The 17,950-nt window shown below is 73.0% G+C and carries 17 protein-coding genes; 11 read left to right on the top strand and 6 right to left on the bottom strand.

Features of this window, described 5'->3' with window-relative positions:
* Window positions 1-22: 22 nt before the first annotated feature.
* Window positions 23-643: a MarC family protein gene (locus tag K415_RS0111070; protein WP_024287121.1), complete on the bottom strand. Its 621-nt coding sequence runs from the start codon at window positions 641-643 to the stop codon at window positions 23-25.
* Entirely contained in the window at window positions 640-1,482 is an 843-nt protein-coding gene (locus K415_RS0111065; RefSeq protein ID WP_024287120.1) for a PHP domain-containing protein, read from the bottom strand. The genes K415_RS0111070 and K415_RS0111065 overlap by 4 nt, the downstream gene beginning before the upstream one ends.
* Before the next feature lie 83 nt (window positions 1,483-1,565).
* Here K415_RS0111065 and K415_RS0111060 point away from each other — a divergent pair, with 83 nt between their 5' ends.
* A complete protein-coding gene (locus tag K415_RS0111060; protein ID WP_024287119.1) occupies window positions 1,566-3,149 on the top strand; it encodes an aminopeptidase P family protein in 1,584 nt (527 codons plus the stop codon).
* A gap of 50 nt (window positions 3,150-3,199) precedes the next feature.
* On the opposite strand, the gene K415_RS0111055 is transcribed toward K415_RS0111060, so the two are convergent.
* The 3 genes from K415_RS0111055 to K415_RS21765 all read right to left on the bottom strand — a co-directional run bounded on the left by K415_RS0111055 (window position 3,200) and on the right by K415_RS21765 (window position 5,074).
* Window positions 3,200-3,403: a hypothetical protein gene (locus K415_RS0111055; protein WP_051480511.1), complete on the bottom strand. Its 204-nt coding sequence runs from the start codon at window positions 3,401-3,403 to the stop codon at window positions 3,200-3,202.
* Complete coding sequence (locus tag K415_RS0111050; RefSeq protein ID WP_024287118.1) at window positions 3,400-4,335, bottom strand: SPFH domain-containing protein; 936 nt, start codon at window positions 4,333-4,335, stop codon at window positions 3,400-3,402. The genes K415_RS0111055 and K415_RS0111050 overlap by 4 nt, the downstream gene beginning before the upstream one ends.
* Before the next feature lie 82 nt (window positions 4,336-4,417).
* Window positions 4,418-5,074: a general stress protein gene (locus K415_RS21765; RefSeq protein WP_024287117.1), complete on the bottom strand. Its 657-nt coding sequence runs from the start codon at window positions 5,072-5,074 to the stop codon at window positions 4,418-4,420.
* 112 nt (window positions 5,075-5,186) lie between these two features.
* Here K415_RS21765 and K415_RS0111040 point away from each other — a divergent pair, with 112 nt between their 5' ends.
* Window positions 5,187-6,476, top strand: coding sequence for a magnesium transporter MgtE N-terminal domain-containing protein (locus K415_RS0111040; RefSeq protein WP_024287116.1), 1,290 nt, complete (start codon window positions 5,187-5,189; stop codon window positions 6,474-6,476).
* Entirely contained in the window at window positions 6,469-7,026 is a 558-nt protein-coding gene (locus tag K415_RS0111035; RefSeq protein ID WP_024287115.1) for a DUF1003 domain-containing protein, read from the top strand. Before K415_RS0111040 ends, K415_RS0111035 begins: the two co-directional genes overlap by 8 nt.
* Window positions 7,027-7,045: 19 nt before the next feature.
* Here the strand turns inward: K415_RS0111035 and K415_RS0111030 are convergent, their stop codons facing one another.
* Complete coding sequence (locus K415_RS0111030) at window positions 7,046-7,843, bottom strand: maleylpyruvate isomerase family mycothiol-dependent enzyme (RefSeq protein ID WP_024287114.1); 798 nt, start codon at window positions 7,841-7,843, stop codon at window positions 7,046-7,048.
* Window positions 7,844-7,986: 143 nt separating this feature from the next.
* On the opposite strand from K415_RS0111030, the gene K415_RS0111025 reads away from it, so the two are divergent.
* From K415_RS0111025 to K415_RS0110985, 8 genes are all read left to right on the top strand, one after another.
* Window positions 7,987-9,129, top strand: a complete 1,143-nt coding sequence (locus K415_RS0111025; RefSeq protein ID WP_024287113.1) for a P-loop NTPase — start codon at window positions 7,987-7,989, stop codon at window positions 9,127-9,129.
* Window positions 9,130-9,189: 60 nt separating this feature from the next.
* Window positions 9,190-10,032, top strand: a complete 843-nt coding sequence (locus K415_RS0111020; protein ID WP_024287112.1) for a DeoR/GlpR family DNA-binding transcription regulator — start codon at window positions 9,190-9,192, stop codon at window positions 10,030-10,032.
* A complete protein-coding gene (gene galT / locus K415_RS0111015; protein WP_024287111.1) occupies window positions 10,029-11,249 on the top strand; it encodes a galactose-1-phosphate uridylyltransferase in 1,221 nt (406 codons plus the stop codon). Before K415_RS0111020 ends, galT begins: the two co-directional genes overlap by 4 nt.
* The gene (gene galK, locus K415_RS0111010) at window positions 11,246-12,478 is read left to right on the top strand and encodes a galactokinase (RefSeq protein WP_024287110.1); all 1,233 of its coding nucleotides are present in this window, start codon (window positions 11,246-11,248) and stop codon (window positions 12,476-12,478) included. The genes galT and galK overlap by 4 nt, the downstream gene beginning before the upstream one ends.
* A 329-nt stretch (window positions 12,479-12,807) precedes the next feature.
* Window positions 12,808-13,872 carry a hypothetical protein gene (locus K415_RS0111000; protein WP_024287108.1) on the top strand — a complete coding sequence of 355 codons (1,065 nt, stop codon included), beginning with the start codon at window positions 12,808-12,810 and terminating at the stop codon, window positions 13,870-13,872.
* Between the two features lie 247 nt (window positions 13,873-14,119).
* Window positions 14,120-15,736 (top strand): efflux RND transporter periplasmic adaptor subunit, encoded by a 1,617-nt coding sequence (locus K415_RS0110995; RefSeq protein ID WP_231494873.1) that lies wholly within the window; start codon window positions 14,120-14,122, stop codon window positions 15,734-15,736.
* Window positions 15,733-16,464: an ABC transporter ATP-binding protein gene (locus tag K415_RS0110990; protein ID WP_024287106.1), complete on the top strand. Its 732-nt coding sequence runs from the start codon at window positions 15,733-15,735 to the stop codon at window positions 16,462-16,464. Before K415_RS0110995 ends, K415_RS0110990 begins: the two co-directional genes overlap by 4 nt.
* Window positions 16,464-17,921 carry an ABC transporter permease gene (locus K415_RS0110985; RefSeq protein ID WP_024287105.1) on the top strand — a complete coding sequence of 486 codons (1,458 nt, stop codon included), beginning with the start codon at window positions 16,464-16,466 and terminating at the stop codon, window positions 17,919-17,921. The genes K415_RS0110990 and K415_RS0110985 overlap by 1 nt, the downstream gene beginning before the upstream one ends.
* The last annotated feature ends 29 nt before the right edge of the window (window positions 17,922-17,950 follow it).

Here is a 17,950-nt window from a genome sequence, read left to right as displayed (position 1 = left end):
GGTGGCCCGGTCGTCCGGTGGCTCAGCCGGCCTCGATGAACGCACGGACCGCGTCACCGACGAGCTGGACCGCGATCGCTGCGAGCAGCAGCCCGGCGATCCGGGTGACCAGGGTCGTGCCGCTGTCCTTGAGCACCTTGTGGATCACGTTCGCGAAGCGCATCGCGAACCACAGGGTCAGGTGTACGGCGATGACGCCCAGCGCGAGGGAGATCCAGTGCTCCGCCGTGTGGGCGCGCTGCACGAAGACCATGGTCGCGACGATCGCGCCGGGCCCGGCCAGCAGCGGCGTACCCAGCGGCACGAGGGCCACGTTGACCGCGGCGTTCCCGGACGGCTGGGGCTCCTCCATCTTGCCGGTGAGCAGCTCCATCGCCACCAGGAGCAGCAGCAGGCCACCGGATGCCTGGAGCGCCGGCAGCGAGATGTGCATGTAGCTGAGCAGCTCCTGGCCGAAGAGCGCGAACGACACGATCACGCCGAACGCCACCAGGATCGCCTGCCGCGCCGCGCGGTTGCGCTGCCGGCCGGTCATCGTGCTGGTCAGGCCGAGGAAGACCGGCACCGTGCCGGGCGGGTCCATGATCACGAACAGCGTGATGAAGACCTCGGCGAAGAACCTGGCGTCGACGAGGGCGGTCATGGTCGGAGCACCGCCAGCCTGCCCTGCGACTCGATCGCCTCGAAGGCCTCGACGGATGTCACGTTCTCTCCCAGCACGTTCGGCTTCCCTGCTCCGTGGTAGTCGCTCGAACCCGTGACGAGCAGGCCCGACGCCGCTGCGACGGCGGCGAGACGCTCGCGCTGCGCGGCGTCGTGGTCGCGGTGGTGCACCTCGAGCCCGGCCAGGCCGGCATCGACCATCCGCCGGATCACCTGGTCGGAGATCACCTGCCCACGCTCGATCGCGCCCGGGTGCGCCAGCACCGGGACACCGCCCGCCGCCCGCACGAGCTCGACCGCACGGACGACGTCCGGCGCGTGGTGGTGCACGTAGTACGGCGAGCTCACCGCCAGGAGCGACACGAAGGCCGCCGACCGGTCGGCGACGATGCCCTTGGCCACCAGCGCGTCGGCGATGTGCGGACGACCGACAGTCGTTCCGGTGACGGTCTGCGCCTGCACGTCGTCCCAGGTCAGGTCGTAGTCGAGGGCCAGGCGCTCGACGATGGCCCGAGCACGTCCGACGCGGCTGCGTCGGGTCCGGTCGAGCTCGGCCACGAGCTCCTGGTCGGCCGGGTCGTGCAGGTAGCCGAGCAGGTGCACGCTCGTCCCGCCCGCCCGGCAGGAGATCTCGACACCCCGGACGAGGGCGATGCCGTGGTGGCCGGCGGACACCGCCGCCTCGTCCCAGCCGAGCGTCGTGTCGTGGTCGGTGAGCGCGACGACGTCCAGGCCGGCCCGGGCCGCCTCGGCCACCACGTCCGCGGGTGCGTCGGTGCCGTCCGACGCCGCGGAGTGGGTGTGGAGGTCGATGCGCACCCGCCCAGGGTAGGGCTCCGCCGCGTCCCGTCCCCCCGGACCTGCGGGGCGGACCGGTCCGGGCGGGTGGGACGATGGGTGGCATGGCAGACGACCGGTCCATCGACAGGACCACCGACGACCAGGTACCGACGACGACCGGGACCGCCCCGATGCCCGGGACCGGCGCCGCCGCCCAGCCGGCGCAGGCGCTGGCCGACCGCGGCTCGAACCGCTCGCAGCGACCGACGTCGGCCGCGTTCCGGGCGTTCATCGCCGACCGCTGGGCCGACCGTCCGGCCCACGACGCCGGTCCGGCCGCCGCGGCGCCGTTCGCCGCAGCCCGTCGTGACCGGATCTCGGAGATGTTCCCGGGCGAGCGGCTCGTGGTCCCCGCCGGCCCCCTGGTGACGCGGTCGAACGACACGGACTACCGGTTCCGTCCGCACTCCGCCTTCGCCCACCTCACCGGGCTCGGTACCGACCAGGAGCCCGACGCCGTCCTGGTGCTGCACCCCGTCGACGACGGCCACGAGGCGGTCCTGTACTTCCGGCCGATGTCCGGCCGGGACACCGAGGAGTTCTTCGCCGACTCGCGCTACGGCGAGTTCTGGGTCGGCGCCCGCCCGACGCTCGACGACCTCGCCGTGCTCACCGGCATCACCACGGCCGCGCTCGACGGGCTGGCGGCGGCCCTGTCCAAGGACGTCGGCCCCGGGGGCGTGCGGGTGCGGATCGTCCCGGATGCCGACGCGGCGACGTCCGAGGCGGTCGAGACGGCGCGGGCCGACTCGGACCTGACCGACGCGCAGAGGGCCGTGGCCGACGCCGAGCTGGCCGAGGCGCTGAGCGAGCTGCGACTGGTCAAGGACGAGCACGAGGTCGCCCAGCTGCGCGCGGCCGTCGGGGCGACAGTCGTCGGGTTCGAGCGTGTGGTGCGCAACCTGGGCCGGGCCACCGGTCACACCCGCGGCGAGCGCGTCATCGAGGCTGCCTTCGACGGCACGGCCCGCGAGGAGGGCAACGCCGTCGGGTACGAGACGATCGCCGCCGCAGGCGAGCACGCGACGACGCTGCACTGGATCCGCAACGACGGTCAGGTGCGCGCCGGCGACCTCGTGCTGGTCGACGCCGGCGTCGAGGTCGAGTCCCTCTACACCGCGGACGTCACCAGGACGCTGCCGGTCGACGGTGCGTTCACCGAGGTCCAGCGACGGATCTACACCGCCGTCCTCGACGCCGCCGACGCCGCGTTCGCCGTCGCCCGGCCCGGGAGCAGGTTCCGCGACGTGCACGCGGCCGCGATGGCGGTGATCGCCGCACGCCTGGCCGAGTGGGGCCTGCTGCCGGGCACGGCGCAGGAGTCGCTCGACCCCGACGGGCAGTTCCACCGCCGCTGGATGGTGCACGGCACGAGCCACCACCTGGGCCTCGACGTGCACGACTGCGCCCAGGCGCGGCGCGAGATGTACCTCGACGCCGTGCTGGAGCCGGGCATGGTCTTCACGATCGAGCCCGGCCTGTACTTCAAGGCCGACGACCTCGCCGTGCCACCGGAGTACCGCGGGATCGGCATCCGCATCGAGGACGACGTCCTGATCACGGCCGAGGGCAACGAGAACCTGTCCGCCGCCCTGCCCCGGCGACCCGAGGACGTCGAGGCCTGGATGGCCGGCCTCCTGCGCTGAGGCGCAGCAGGCCGGCCACCGGTCCGGCCGGGTCACGAACGCCCGGACGGTCAGCGCCCCGGTAGTCGACCGGCCTGCTCGAGTGCTCGGCGCAGCAGCCACTCCACGTGGGCGTTGGTGCTGCGCAGGTCGTCCGCTGCCCAGCGCGCCAGCGCCTCGTGCACCGCGGGGTCGAGCCGCAGCAGCATCGACTTGCGCTCACGGGCACCGGACGACCCCACGGGGCCGGGGTCGTCCGCAGGACCGGATGTCACTGGTACAGGGTGCCCGTGTTCACGACAGGTGTCGCGCGTGAGTCCCCGCACAGCACGACCAGGAGGTTGGAGACCATCGCGGCCTTGCGTTCCTCGTCGAGCACGACGACGCCCTGGGCCGCGAGCTGCTCCAGTGCCATCTGCACCATCCCGACCGCACCCTCGACGATCCGGGACCTGGCCGCGATGACCGCGGAGGCCTGCTGACGCTGGAGCATGGCCTGGGCGATCTCGGGGGCGTACGCGAGGTGGCTGATCCGGACCTCGACGATCTCGAGCCCGGCCAGGGCCACCCGCTCGGCGACCTCGTGCGCCAGCTCGAGCGAGACCTGGTCGGTCGACCCGCGCAGGGAGCGCTCGCCGTCCGCCCCGTCGTAGGGGTAGGTGCCGGCGACGTGCCGGACCGCGGACTCGGCCTGGACGGCGATGAACTCGCCGTAGGCCTCGACGGCGAACGTGGCCTTCGCGGTGTCCGCGACCTGCCAGACGACGATCGCGGCGATCTCCACCGGGTTGCCGGTCGAGTCGTTGACCTTCATCCGCGCGGTCTCGAAGTTGCGGACCCGCACCGACAGCGACTTGCGGGTGCTCAACGGGATGACCCAGATCAGGCCTGCGCGGCGCACGGTGCCGACGTAGCGGCCGAAGAACTGCACGACGTTCGTCCGGCCCGGCTGGACGATCGCGAGCGACCCGGCGATGACGACCATGGCGAGGTAGGCGAGCGTCCCGAGCACGGCCATGAGGGCCGTGCCGTCGGCGTCGGCGCGGATGAGCGCCCAGGTGCCGAGCCCGGCGAGCAGGAGGGCGGCGCCCACCCCGACGAAGCCGTTGGCCTGCCAGGCGGGTCGTTCGCGGATGTCGACCTCGACCCCGCTGTGGCCGACCGGTCGTCCGGCGGGCGTGGGGTCACGTTCGACGATGGACGTCATGATTGCTGCCTCCTCGATCCGGCGACCACCGTGGTCGCCGCGATCAAAGTGATATCACATTGGAAGCAGCCGTGTCAGGTGCTCAGACCCCCGGGTCGGCCGGCGGCGCGGGCGGCCCGGTCCGATGGCCGGGTTCGGTCCGGTCACCGGGCTGGGCCGGCACACCGGGCTCCGGGGGCTGCGGGAGCTCTGCGGCTGTGGCCGGTCGCGCAGGCTGGGCCGGGACGGCCGGAACCGCGGCGCGACCGAGCCCAGGACCGCCGGCCTCGGCCAGGAGCGCGCGCGCCTTGTGCGCGTGCTCGGAGCCGCACAGCAGGGCGTAGGTCGACGCGACGATCTGGCTCGACGACGTGAAGTCCCGCCTGCCGCCGGCGAACGCGTAGGAGATCACCGAGAACAGGATCCCGAAGGCGGCACCGATCGCGACCGCCGGCAGGATCGGCAGCGCGGCCGCATCGGTGGTGGCGAAGAGCGACAGGAGCAGCCCGACGAAGAGCCCGAACCAGGCTCCGGAGGCGAGCCCGGCCAGGGCGACCCGCGAGTAGGTCAGGCGCCCGGTGACCCGCTCGACCATCCGCAGGTCGGTGCCGACGATGGTGACGTGCTGGACCGGGAAGGCCTTGTCCGAGAGGTGGTCGACGGCGTGCTGCGCCTCGAGGTAGGTGTCGTACGCCGCCACCTGCTCACCCTTCGGCAACGTCGGGACACGGGGGACGCCGGACGTCCGGTTCATCGTCATGGTCGTGATTCTCGCCCATCGGACCGGCCGGGGCCACCACTGCCCTCGAGCACGCGCGCTCCGGCCCGGCGGGCCATCGGACGCACGTGTCCGGTCGCACTACGCTGACCGCGTGAGCGTCGGAACCCGCGTCTTCGCCGCGCGCCTGGCTGGAACCGTCGTCTTCGACCCGATCGGGGACCACGTCGGCCGCGTGCGCGACGTCGTCGTGCTCCTGCGCAGCCAGGGACCCCCGCGCGCGGTCGGCCTGGTGGTCGAGGTCCCGGGACGCCGCAGGGTCTTCCTGCCGCTGACCCGGGTGACCAGCATCGACGCCGGCCAGGTGATCAGCACCGGCCTGCTCAACATGCGGCGGTTCGAGCAGCGCGCGTCGGAGACGCTCGTCATCGGCGAGCTCCTGGACCGCCGGGTCGAGCTGACCGACGGCTCGGGCGAGGCGACGATCGTCGACGTCGCCCTCGAGCAGCAGCGCTCGCGGGACTGGCTGGTGACCCGGCTCTTCGTGCGGCGGCAGCCCGCCGGCAAGGGGCTCGCTCTGCGCCGCCGTGGCGAGACGTTGCTGATCGACGCCCACGAGGTCAAGACCCTGGCCGGCGGCGCCGCCCAGGGTGCCGAGCTGATGCTCGCCTCCTACGAGGGCATGAAGCCGGCCGACCTCGCCGACGTGCTGCACGACCTCGGCGCCACCCGACAGCTCGAGGTTGCCAGCGCCCTGGACAACGACCGCCTCGCCGACGTCCTCGAGGAGCTGCCCGAGGACGACCAGGTCGCGATCCTGTCCGCGCTCGGTCTGAACCGGGCGGCCGACGTCCTGGACGTCATGCAGCCCGACGACGCCGCAGACCTGCTCAGCGAGCTGCCCGTCGAGCAGGCCGCCGAGCTGCTCGAGCTGATGGAGCCGGAGGAGGCCCGCGACGTCCGCCGCCTCCTGGCGTACGAGGAGAACACCGCCGGTGGTCTGATGACCACCGAGCCCGTCGTGCTGCCGCCCGAGACCACGATCGCGGCTGCGCTGGCACACATCCGCCGCCAGGACCTGCCGCCGGCCCTGGCCTCGATGGTCTTCGTGGTGCGCCCACCGCTGGAGACCCCGACCGGCCGCTTCCTCGGTGCTGTGCACTTCCAGCGGCTGCTGCGCGAGGCACCGCACGAGGCGATCGGCGCCCTGGTCGACACCGAGATCGAGCGGGTGACCGCGGACGCCCCCCTGAGCCAGCTGACCCGGCTCCTGGCGACCTACAACCTGCTCGCGCTGCCGGTCGTCGACGAGGAGCGGCGCCTGCTCGGCGCGGTCAGCGTCGACGACGTGCTCGACCACCTGCTGCCGGAGGACTGGCGCGAGAACGACGCCGAGGACACCGACCGGGCGATGACCGCCCAGATGGAGGCGGGCCGTGGCTGACCGACTCGACCTCCCCCGCGACGCCCGCCGGTCGCTCGTCCGACGGCCCAAGTTCCGGCCCGACGTCTTCGGGCAGGTGTCCGAGGGCATCGCCCGGTTCATGGGCACGCCGCGCTTCCTCCTCTACATGACCGTCTTCTGTCTCACGTGGCTGTCCTGGAACACCTGGGGCCCCGACGACCTGCGGTTCGACAAGGCCGCGCTGGGATTCACGGCACTGACGCTCATGCTCTCGCTGCAGGCGTCGTACTCGGCGCCACTGATCCTGCTCGCACAGAGCCGGCAGACCGACCGCGACCGGGTGGCTGCCGAGCAGGACCGCCAGCGCGCGGACCGCTCGCTCGCGGACACCGAGTACCTCGCGCGCGAGATGGCCGCCCTGCGCATCGCCCTCGGCGACGTCGCCACCAGGGACTTCGTCCGGTCCGAGCTGCGTGACCTCCTGCAGGAGATGTCGGCTGAGCGGGAGTCCGAGCGCGAGGCGGACCGCGAGGACCAGCAGCCCGACCGGGCGGGTGAGCGCACGGCCCGCCAGGACGCCCCGCGCTGACCTACTGGGTCGCTCTGACCTACTGGGTCGCCTCGGTCACCAGCGCACGCAGCCGCTCCAGCAGCGCGCGGTCGCCCGAGATCGTCAGCGCGTCCGCCGTGCCCCGGCCCCAGAGCCACCGGTCGAGGTCCCAGGCCGAGCCGTTGAGCGTCAGGTCGTCCGCCCCGCCATCGTCCTCGTCGAGCACCGCGGCGGCATCCAGGTCGTAGGTCGTGCCCGATGTGGCGCTGGTCCCGGTGAACCTGCCCAGGGCCAGCACCCAGGAGGCGTCGACGTTGTCGCAGGCGATCGCCACCGTGACGCCGTCCGGCGTGAAGGTGCCCCAGTCCGGTACGCCGTCCAGCATGACCCGCAGCAGCTCGTCGACGCCGTCCGCGGCCAGCTCGGCCGACGGGGGCCCGGCTGCCCGGCCGGCCGTGAGGTCGGCGTCGACCCGATGGATCAGCGCCTCGTGCGCCTGCCGACGGGCCACCCAGCCGACGGTGCCGCCGTCCTCGTGCCACGACCAGCAGGGCTCGTGCGGGTCATGGGCGGCGAGGGCGGCGAGCAGCTCGGTTCCGGACCGGGCCGCGAGCGCTCGCAGTCCGGCGACGTCGGTCGGTCGCGGTCGTTCGGCGACGTCGTCACCCGTCACACCTGTGCTCACCACCTGCGCCCAGGAGTACTGGACGTCGGTGAGGTGCCAGAGCAGGTCGGCCGCCGTCCAGCCGGCGCACGAGGGGACGGGTGCGTCACCGGGGATGCCGGCGAGCGCCTCGAGGAAGCGCTCGGACTCCTCGCGGATCGCGATCAGGTACGTGCCGTGCTCGATGTCCATGTCCCGGAGCGTAGACACCAGCACCGACGCCCGCGCGCCGGTCGGTCGGTCGGTCGGTCCGGGAGTCTCTCCGTGGCGCAGCCCACAGCCACCGGTGTGGTCGGTCCCGTACCGGATCCGCGACGCCCGCTTACGATGTCCGCATGCCAGTGCCCACAGTCGAGTCCGTCACCGCTGCCCTCGCCGGCGTGATCGACCCGGAGATCCGCCGCCCGATCACCGAGCTCGGGATGGTGCGCTCGGTCACCCTCGACGAGACGACGGCCGGTGCTGAGGTCGTCGTCGGTATCGACCTGACGACCGAGGGCTGCCCGCTCAAGGACACGATCACCACGGACGTGACAGCGACGGTCACCGCCCTCGAGGGTGTCGCCTCGGTCCGGGTGGACCTCGGCGTGATGAGCCCGGAGCAGCGGTCCGAGCTGCGCTCGATGCTCCGCGGGGGTGCGTCCGAGCCGGTCATCCCGTTCGCCCAGCCCGGCAACCTGACCCGGGTCTACGCGATCGCATCGGGCAAGGGCGGCGTCGGCAAGTCCTCGGTCACGGCCAACCTCGCGGTCGCGATGGCCGCCGACGGGCTCAAGGTCGGCGTGCTCGACGCAGACGTCTACGGGTTCTCGATCCCGCGCATGCTCGGCGTCACGCAGACCCCGACCAAGGTCGACGACATGATCCTGCCGCCGATCGCGCACGGCGTGAAGGTGATCTCGATCGGCATGTTCGTCCCGCCCGGCCAGCCGGTGGTCTGGCGCGGCCCGATGCTGCACCGGGCACTGCAGCAGTTCCTGGCCGACGTCTTCTGGGGCGACCTCGACGTGCTGCTGCTCGACCTGCCACCCGGGACCGGCGACATCGCGATCTCGGTGGCCCAGATGCTGCCGTCCAGCGAGCTCGTGCTCGTGACCACGCCGCAGGTCGCGGCGTCCGAGGTCGCCGAGCGCGCGGGTTCGATCGCCCTGCAGACGCGGCAGCACGTCGTCGGGGTCGTGGAGAACATGTCGTGGCTCGAGCAGGCGGACGGCAGCCGCCTGGAGATCTTCGGCGCCGGCGGTGGGCAGATCGTCGCGGACAACCTGGCCCGGGCCACCGGGACGCAGGTGCCGCTGCTCGGTCAGGTGCCGATCGACGTGGCGCTCCGCGAGGCCGGCGACGACGGCACCCCCGTCGTCCTGACCGCACCGGACTCCCCCGCCGCGCTCGTGCTGCGCGAGGTCGCCCGGTCGCTCTCCCAGCGCTCGCGCGGGCTGGCCGGCCGATCACTGGGCCTGACTCCCGCCGGTCGCTAGGCACGGCCCCACACCGCACGCGGTGTCGACTTCTGTTCGCTTGTGGTGAATACTGTTCGGGTGCTGGCTTCTCAACGGCAAGAGCTGATCCTGGGCGAGGTCCGCGCGCGCGGCGCAGCCCGGGTGGCCGACCTCGTCACCCGGCTCGACGTCTCCGACATGACGATCCGGCGGGACATCTCCGAGCTCGCGCGGCGGGGCCTGGTCGATCGCGTGCACGGCGGGGCAGTCGACGCACGGCACGCGGCGCACGAGCCCGGCTTCCGCGCCAAGCGCGAGCTCGCCGCGACCCAGAAGTCGGCCATCGCACGCGCGGCTGTCGAGCACATCACCCCGGGCGGGGCGATCGCACTGTCCGCCGGGACGACGACGCACCTGCTCGCCCAGCTCGTCGCCGACGACGTCACGCTCCGGCCGCTGACCGTCGTGACGAACTCGCTGCCCGCCGCCGAGGCGCTGCACCGCCCGGACGACCACGCGCTGACCGTCATCCTGACCGGCGGCACCCGCACGCCGTCCGACGCACTCGTCGGACCGGCCGCCATCCGGAGCCTCGAGGCCCTGCACGTCGACGTGGCCTTCCTCGGCGTGCACGGCCTGGACCCCTACGCGGGCCTGACGACGCCGAACCTCCTCGAGGCGGAGACCGACCGCGCGCTGATCGCGTCCGCCCGCCAGACGGTCGTCCTGGCGGACCGGTCGAAGTGGGGCGAGGTCGGCCTGAGCCGGATCGCCGACCTCTCCGACGTCGACGTCCTGATCTGCGACGACGGCCTGGACGCCGACGCGGTGGCCATCCTGCGTGACGCCGTCGGCCGGCTCGTCCTGGTCTCCGTCGACGCGTCGCCCCCGGCCCCCGAACCCCACCGAGCACCCGCCCGCACCGCACAAGGAGCACCGTGACACCCACCGGCTCAGCGCCCACCGGTCCAGCGCCCACCGGCGTGCGTCGCACGGCGACCACCCTCGCCGACGGCCGTGACCTGATCTACTTCGACGACTCCGAGCCGTACGCCTCCGGAGCGTCGACCCGCCGGCTGGACGACCCCCGCCCGCTGCCGAACCGGTTCGCTCCGGTCGTCGGGCCGGACGGCGTCGAACGACCGGTCACCGGCCCGGAGATGCGGCTCGACCCGCTGACCGGGGACTGGGTGCCGATGGCCTCGCACCGGATGAACCGCACGTTCCTGCCGGCCGCCGACTCCTGCCCGCTGTGCCCGGCCCGCCCGGGGGCGGAGTACTCCGACGGCGAGATCCCGGACACCGACTACGACGTCGCCGTCTTCGAGAACCGCTTCGCCGCGCTCATGCAGCTGCCGACCGACACGCTCGGCGAGGGCTGGCAGGTCGACGGGGAGCCGCTGTGGCAGGCCCGCCCGGCAGCCGGCCGCTGCGAGGTCGTCTGCTTCTCGGCCGATCACACGAGCTCCTTCGCCGACCTGACCCCCCAGCGGGTGCGCACGATCATCGAGGCATGGGCGGACCGCACCACCGAGCTGTCCGCCATGCCCGGCATCGAGCAGGTCTTCTGCTTCGAGAACCGCGGCCGCGAGATCGGCGTGACCCTGCCGCACCCGCACGGCCAGATCTACGCCTTCCCGTACGTGACCCCCCGGACCCAGGCGATGCTGCGCCAGGCTGCCGAGCACCGCGAACGCACCGGCGGCCACCTGCTGCGCGACGTGCTCGACGCCGAGCGGCGCGCCGGGACCCGCGTGGTGCTCGAGTCCGAGCACTGGACCGCCTACGTGCCGGCCGCTGCCCGATGGCCGGTCGAGGTGCACCTGGCCCCGAACCGCGACGTCCTGGACCTGCCCGGACTGACCGACACCGAGCGGGACGACCTCGCCGTCGTCTACCTGCAGCTGTTGCGCCGGCTGGACCGGTTCTTCGTCGAGGCGGACGGTGGCCCGATCCCGCTGCCCTACATCGCCGGCTGGCACCAGGCCGTCGTCGGGCCGGGCCGGGAGCTCGGCCGCCTGCACCTGCAGGTCTTCTCGGTGCTGCGCGCCCCCGGCAAGCTCAAGTACCTCGCGGGGGTCGAGTCCGGGATGGCCTCCTGGATCAGCGACACCACCCCCGAGCTGATCGCCGCGCGCCTCCAGGCGATCGCGCTGTGACCGCGACCTGGATCGAGGCGTGGGCGCCCGCCGACGGGGCCGCTCGCGTCCGCGACGCGTTCGAGGCGCGGTTCGGTGCCGCGCCCGACGGCGTGTGGTCGGCCCCCGGGCGGGTCAACGTCATCGGTGAGCACACCGACTACAACGGCGGTCTGTGCCTGCCGATCGCCCTGCCGCACCGCACGTACGTGGCCCTGCGCCGCCGCCGGGCCACCGACGGGCAGGACGACGTCATCCGTCTCGCCTCCGCGCAGGAGGCCTCCGCGGGCGTCGTGACCGTCCGCCTGTCCGACGTCGCACCGGGCACCGTGCCGGGCTGGGCGGCCTACGCGGCCGGCGTCGCCTGGGCGCTGCGCCAGGCGGGCCACCCGGTCGGCGGGTTCGACGCCGTGGTGGACTCGTGCGTCCCCTACGGGGCCGGTCTCTCCTCCTCCGCCGCGCTCGAGTGCGCCGTCGCGGTTGCGCTCGACGAGGTGCACGACCTGGGTCTGGCAGCCCACGACAGCGGCCGGGCAGCGCTCGCGGACATGTGCATCCGGGCGGAGAACGAGATCGCCGGCGCACCGACCGGCGGCATGGACCAGTCCGCGTCCCTGCGCTGCACCGCCGGGCACGCCCTGCTGCTCGACGTCCGTGACGGCTCGACCCGCCACATCCCGTTCGACCTCGCCGCGCACGGCCTCGCCCTGCTGGTCGTCGACACCCGCGCCGAGCACCAGCTGGTCGACGGTCAGTACGCGGCCCGTCGGGCGATGTGCGAGCAGGCCGCGCGGGCACTGGGTGTGGCCACGCTGCGCGACGTCGCCGACCTGCCCGCCGCGCTGGCCCGGCTGGCCGGGGAGTTCGCCGACCAGGCCGACGTCGTGGCGCGCAGGGTGCGGCACGTCGTGACCGAGATCGCCCGGGTCGAGGAGGTCGTGCGCCTGCTGGACGCCGACCAGGTCGAACAGGTCGGCCCGGTCCTGACGGCGGCGCACGTCTCGCTGCGCGACGACTACGAGGTCAGCTGCCGCGAGCTCGACCTGGCCGTCGACTCGTGCCTCGCCGCCGGCGCGCTCGGCGGCCGGATGGTCGGCGGCGGGTTCGGCGGCTCGGCGGTCGCGCTGGTCCGGTCCGGCGACACCGGGCGGGTCGCCGCAGCGGTCGCCGCGGCCTTCGCCGACGCCGGCCTCGCCGCGCCGGCGTTCGTCGTCGCCACCCCGGCGGAGGCTGCCGGCCGCACCGCGTGACCTCGCCCGGGCCGGGCTCCGCCGACCTGTGACGGAACCGTGACTCAAATGCCCTGAGAGCGGTTCCAGGTGCGCGCTACGGTGGGCCCTTGGCTGCTCATGTGCAGTCACAGCGACCATCCAGTGACCCGTCCGGGCCGATGGCGCTCCGGGGGCACAACGTTTTGTCGCCGCCGGACGTCATGAGTGCTGGGGTCGTCTGCGCACCGCCCGGGCAGATCCGACCATGGCCGTACGAGAGGTCATCCCGCAGGACGATCTGCACGACGACCGCCCGCCAGTACGTTCGCTTCGAGACCGGCCACACGTCCTTCCCGAGAGGCACATCGATGAAGATCTCCACGTCCCGGACATCAGTCGCGGCCGCAGCCTGCGCGGCCCTGGCCCTGACCCTCGCCGGCTGCGGTTCGGGCGGCGAGAAGGACGACGGCGCGGCGTCCGCCGCGGAGCCGGAGCTCGGCCCGCTCGACGAGTACTTCGAGCAGATGTACGGCGACTACGACGAGGAGCAGGGCAACGCGGACATGATCCGTGTCGAGGAGCTCACCGCCGAGTGCATGGCCGACCTCGGCTTCCAGTACACCCCGGTCGACTACTCGTCCAAGAGCAGCGGCATGGCCCTCTCTGCGGATGCGGAGGACATCCCGTGGGACACCCTGGAGTTCGCCGAGCAGTACGGCTACGGCGCGACGACCAACCCGGGGGGTGAGGAGCAGCCGCTGCCGGAGGAGGAGGGGCAGGAGTTCGTCGACCCCAACCAGGAGTACGTCGAGACGATGTCCGAGACCGAGCAGCAGGCCTACTGGGAAGCCCTGTACGGGGTGCAGAACTTCGACGAGACGGACCCCGAGGCCGAGTACGAGTACAACTGGGAGGACGCCGGCTGCCAGGGCAGCGCCTCCAACGAGGTCTACGGGGACATGGGCATGGGCGGGGGCGACGACGAGTTCGCCGCCCTCCAGGAGGACATGAACGCGATGTGGGAGGCCGCCATGGTCGACCCGCGCATCACCGAGCTCAACGCCGAGTGGGCCACCTGCATGGCCGACGCCGGCTACGCGGGGCTGGCCGAGCCCGCGGACGCCCAGAACCTGATCTACGACAAGACGAACGCGATCTACGAGGACGCCTACGCGGACATGGACCCGAACGGGGAGTGGACCGAGGAGGACTACGCCGCGATCGAGGCGGGCATCCAGGACGATCTCGCTGCCATCACCGACGAGGAGATCGAGACGGCGGTGGCCGACTACACGTGCCGGGACGAGGTCGACCTCACCAAGGCGCAGCAGGACATCAACATCGAGTACCAGCAGGACTTCGTCGACCAGCACAAGGACGAGCTGGACGCCTGGCTCGCGTCCACGCAGGCCGACTCGGGCGCCAAGGGCTGAGCCGCCGGCGCGCCGTCCCGCGCCTGGCCGTCACACCGGCCGGGCGCGGGACGCAACCTGTCAGGCAGATGGTTGTCCACCCCCGGTCGCGACGTCGTGACGTGCGCGTCATCCCGTGGGGTGATCTACCTGGTTCGTACGATCGCTACGGTCGCTCCAGCGGCCCACCTGCCTGCCCGGTCCACCCGGTGGGAACCACCAGAACACCCCGAGCCGACGCCATGAGAGGCCTTGCACGATGACGACGATGACGGGCTCGACCCGCACGATCTGGATCATGGCGATCACCGCGGTGGTCAGCCTCGGCGCCGGCCTCGGCCTGAGCCGCCTGATCATCTCGCCGGCCGACGCCGCCGCGAACGCGGCCCCGCCGGAGGCCGGTCAGATCACCGTCCCGGTCGAGCGGCGGCTGCTCGCCAACGACGTCGTGCTGCGCGGCGACGCGATCTACGAGGACCCGGTGAACGTCACCCTCGAGACCGGCGACCTCGGCGGGGCCGCCATCGTCACGGGCCAGGTCCCCGAGGTGGGCGCAACGCTCGACGCCGGCGCCGTGATGCTCGAGGTGACCGGCCGGCCGGTCATCCTGCTGGCCGGTGAGCTGCCGGTCTACCGGACGCTGCGGGTCGGGGTCTCGGGGCCGGACGTGCTCCAGCTCAAGGCGGCGCTCGGTGCCCTGGGCATCGACGCGGGCGACCCGGAGTCCGACGACTACGACGCCGCGACGGCCGCTGCGGTCGTCGAGCTGTACAACCGGGTCGGGTACGCACCACCCACCGCCGGCGCGGACGCCGACGACGCCCTCGACGCCGCCCGGGACATGGTCCGCAGCGCCGAGGAGCAGGTGACGACGGCACGGCAGGAGGTCGACCACCCGCAGGGCGGGACTCTGCAGTCGCAGCGGCTGGCAGCACGGCAGGACGCCGACCTGGCATACATCGCGTACCACGAGCTCCTGGACAGCTGTGCCGCACCGGTCCCCGAGGGCACCGATCCGCCGAACTGCAGTGACTCGGCTGTCAGGTCACTCGAGTTCGCCATGAACGTGGCGATCGCGGCCCGCGACGAGGCGAATGCCGCTCCCGACACCTCTGCCGCCCAGGCCGCCCTGACCTCGGCCCAGCGAGCCCTCACGGACGCCCGCGAGGACCTCGCCAAGGCCCAGCAGGACGTCATCACCCCGCTGCCCTCGAGCGAGGTCGTCTACCTCAGCGCCACCCCGCGCCGTGTCGACTCCGTGAACGTCAAGCGGGGTGCGACAGTCGCCGGCACGGCCGTGATGAGCGTCTCGGGTGCGACCCTGCAGATCGCCGGGAACGTGTCGCAGACGGACGCCGACCTCATCGCCGAGGGCTCACCGGTGACGATCACGCTGCCCGGCGGCGAGGACGTGACCGGCACGGTCCTGACGGTCGGCGTGCCGGCCGCAGGTGACACCGCGTCGGAGGACTCGGACCGCAAGCGCGTCGTCGTGGTCCCCGATGCCCTGACCGAGGAGCAGCGCGCCGAGCTGCAGGGCGCGAACGTCCGGATGACGATCCCGGTCAGCTCGACCGAGGGCGAGGTGCTCGCGGTCCCGACCGCAGCCCTGACGGCCGGTCCGGGCGGTGAGGCCCGCGTCGAGGTCCTGGGCGACGACGACGCGTCGACCCTCGTCACCGTCGAGCCCGGCCTGGCCGCAGGTGGCTTCGTCGAGGTCACGGCCGTCGACGGGGAGCTCGCCGAGGGCGACCGGGTCGTCATCGGCATCACGGGCGGTGGCGCGGCCGACGAGCAGGGCACCGATGAGACGGACGCCGACACCGAGGAGCCGACGGACGACGCGACGACCGAGCCGACCACCGACGAATCGGGCGACGCATGACCCTGATCGACGTCGTCCACAGCCCTGGACAGGAGCCCGCGGCGACCCCGGTGCCGTCCCCGGTGATCGAGCTGCGCTCGCTGACCCGCACGTTCCCCGGCACCCCGCCGGTCGAGGCGTTGCGCCAGGCGAACCTGCGGGTGGACACCGGCGAGTACGTGTCCGTCGTCGGGCCGTCGGGTTCGGGCAAGTCCACGCTGCTGCACATCCTTGGCCTGCTCGACCGTCCGACGTCGGGTGACTACCTGCTCGACGGCGTGCCCACCGGGACCGCGTCGGAGCAGGACCGCTCGGCCCTGCGCGGCGGGCGGATCGGCTTCGTCTTCCAGTCGTTCCACCTGCTCCCGCACCGCACCGTGATGGACAACGTGCTCCTGGCCACGCTCTACAGCGGTGTCCCACGGGCCGAGCGCAAGGAGCGGGCGCTCGCGGCGCTGGAACGGGTGGGACTCAGCCACCGCCTGAGCTTCATGCCGACTGTGCTCTCCGGGGGTGAGCGCCAGCGGGTGGCGATCGCCCGTGCCGTCATCGCGTCGCCGCACGTGCTGCTGGCCGACGAGCCGACCGGGAACCTGGACTCCACGACGTCGGCCGGCGTGATGGACCTGTTCGACGAGCTGCACCGCGACGGTCTGACGCTCCTGGTCATCACGCACGACGCCGCAGTCTCGGCACACGCCCAGCGGCAGGTCCGGATCGCCGACGGCGTCCTGACCGAGGTCGCCTGATGGCCTGGCCCAACGTGCTGAACCGGTCACGTGGTGCAGGTCCGGCCGACGAGGGCACCGAGGGCACGCTCCCGGCGGACGGCTCTGTCGTCGATGGCGCCGATGGCGCCGACAGCGGAGCCCGCACACGCTCCCGGGGCAGGAGGTGGCTGCCACGGTGGCTGCCACGGTGGCGCCCGGCGTCGCTGCGACTGCCGGGCGCACGGCGGCGGCGGTCGTCCGTCGTCCCCCGCGGCGCCGCGCTCGACCGGTACGGCATCCGTGACCTGGTCGCCGAGGCCGCGCACGGCATCGGTGCCCGACCCGGCCGGCTCGTCCTGACGATCATCGGCACCGTGCTCGGCATCGGCTCGCTGGTGGTGACCGTCGGGCTCGCGCAGACCGCGGCCGGCCAGATCGCGCGCCAGTTCGACGCCGTGGCCGCGACCCAGGTCGTGGTGCAGCCTGCGACCAGTCGAACCCAGAGCGGCGAACGCGCCGTCGGCCGGATCCCGTGGGACGTCGAGGACCGGCTCGAGCGGATCGCCGGCGTGGAGGCGGCCGGCGGCATCAGCTCGGTCGACATCGGCGAGGCGACGATCACGGCGGTGCCGGTCAACGACCCGTCCGCGCCGACGCTCGCCACCCCGAAGGTCGTCGCCACGACCCCGGGCCTGCTCGAGGCCATCCGTGGCCAGGTGGTGACCGGCCGCTACTTCGACTCCGGCCACGACGAGCGGGCCGACCGCGTCGTGGTGCTCGGCGCACGGGCGGCGACGCGGTTGGGCGTCAACCGGGTCGAGAGCCAGCCGTCGATCTTCATCGGCGAGCGCTCGTACACGGTGATCGGGATCATCGACGACGCCAAGCGTCGGACGGACCTCCTGGACGCCGTGATCATGCCGGTCGGCACGGCCCGCGCCGACTTCGGTCTCACCGGGCTCGAGGAGGCCCACGCCACGATCGCCGTCGGGGCCGGGCCGGTCGTCGGCGCGCAGGCCGGGCTGGCACTCGAGCCGAACAACCCCGAGAACATCGACGTCCAGGTGCCGCCGAGCGGCTCGGCCGTACGGCAGAACGTGCAGGCCGACATCAATGCGATCTTCCTCGCGCTCGGCGGGGTGGCGCTGCTGGTCGGTGGGCTCGGGATCGCGAACGTCACGCTCCTGTCGGTACGCGAGCGGATCGGCGAGATCGGTCTGCGGCGGGCGTTGGGCGCGACCAGGTCGAACATCGGCAACCAGTTCCTCGTCGAGTCCGTGGTGATCGGTCTGCTGGGCGGCCTGATTGGCGCGGCGCTCGGCGTCGGCGTCGTGGTCGCCGTCTCCCTGGCCAAGGAGTGGACGCCGATCCTCGACACCCTCGTCGTGATCGGCGCCGCCCTGCTCGGCGGGGTCATCGGCCTGGGCGCCGGCACGTACCCCGCCCTCAAGGCCGCCGGCATCGAGCCGATCACGGCGCTGCGCGGCGGCACCTGACCCCCGCCCGCCCTCCCGGGTCCGTCCGA

It is taken from the genome of Cellulomonas sp. KRMCY2 (genome assembly GCF_000526515.1).
Taxonomy (GTDB): Bacteria; Actinomycetota; Actinomycetes; order Actinomycetales; family Cellulomonadaceae; genus Actinotalea.
The sequence above is the reverse complement of the archived record's forward strand: the minus strand, read 5'-3'. Positions and strand labels throughout refer to the sequence as shown.

Coding starts and splice junctions, on each gene's coding strand:
- K415_RS0111070 (WP_024287121.1), bottom strand. CDS start 643: ATGACCGCCCTCGTCGACGCCAGGTTCTTCGCCGAGGTCTTCATCACG.
- K415_RS0111060 (WP_024287119.1), top strand. CDS start 1,566: ATGGCAGACGACCGGTCCATCGACAGGACCACCGACGACCAGGTACCG.
- K415_RS0111050 (WP_024287118.1), bottom strand. CDS start 4,335: ATGACGTCCATCGTCGAACGTGACCCCACGCCCGCCGGACGACCGGTC.
- K415_RS21765 (WP_024287117.1), bottom strand. CDS start 5,074: ATGACGATGAACCGGACGTCCGGCGTCCCCCGTGTCCCGACGTTGCCG.
- K415_RS0111030 (WP_024287114.1), bottom strand. CDS start 7,843: ATGGACATCGAGCACGGCACGTACCTGATCGCGATCCGCGAGGAGTCC.
- K415_RS0111025 (WP_024287113.1), top strand. CDS start 7,987: ATGCCAGTGCCCACAGTCGAGTCCGTCACCGCTGCCCTCGCCGGCGTG.
- K415_RS0111000 (WP_024287108.1), top strand. CDS start 12,808: ATGAAGATCTCCACGTCCCGGACATCAGTCGCGGCCGCAGCCTGCGCG.
- K415_RS0110995 (WP_231494873.1), top strand. CDS start 14,120: ATGACGGGCTCGACCCGCACGATCTGGATCATGGCGATCACCGCGGTG.
- K415_RS0110990 (WP_024287106.1), top strand. CDS start 15,733: ATGACCCTGATCGACGTCGTCCACAGCCCTGGACAGGAGCCCGCGGCG.
- K415_RS0110985 (WP_024287105.1), top strand. CDS start 16,464: ATGGCCTGGCCCAACGTGCTGAACCGGTCACGTGGTGCAGGTCCGGCC.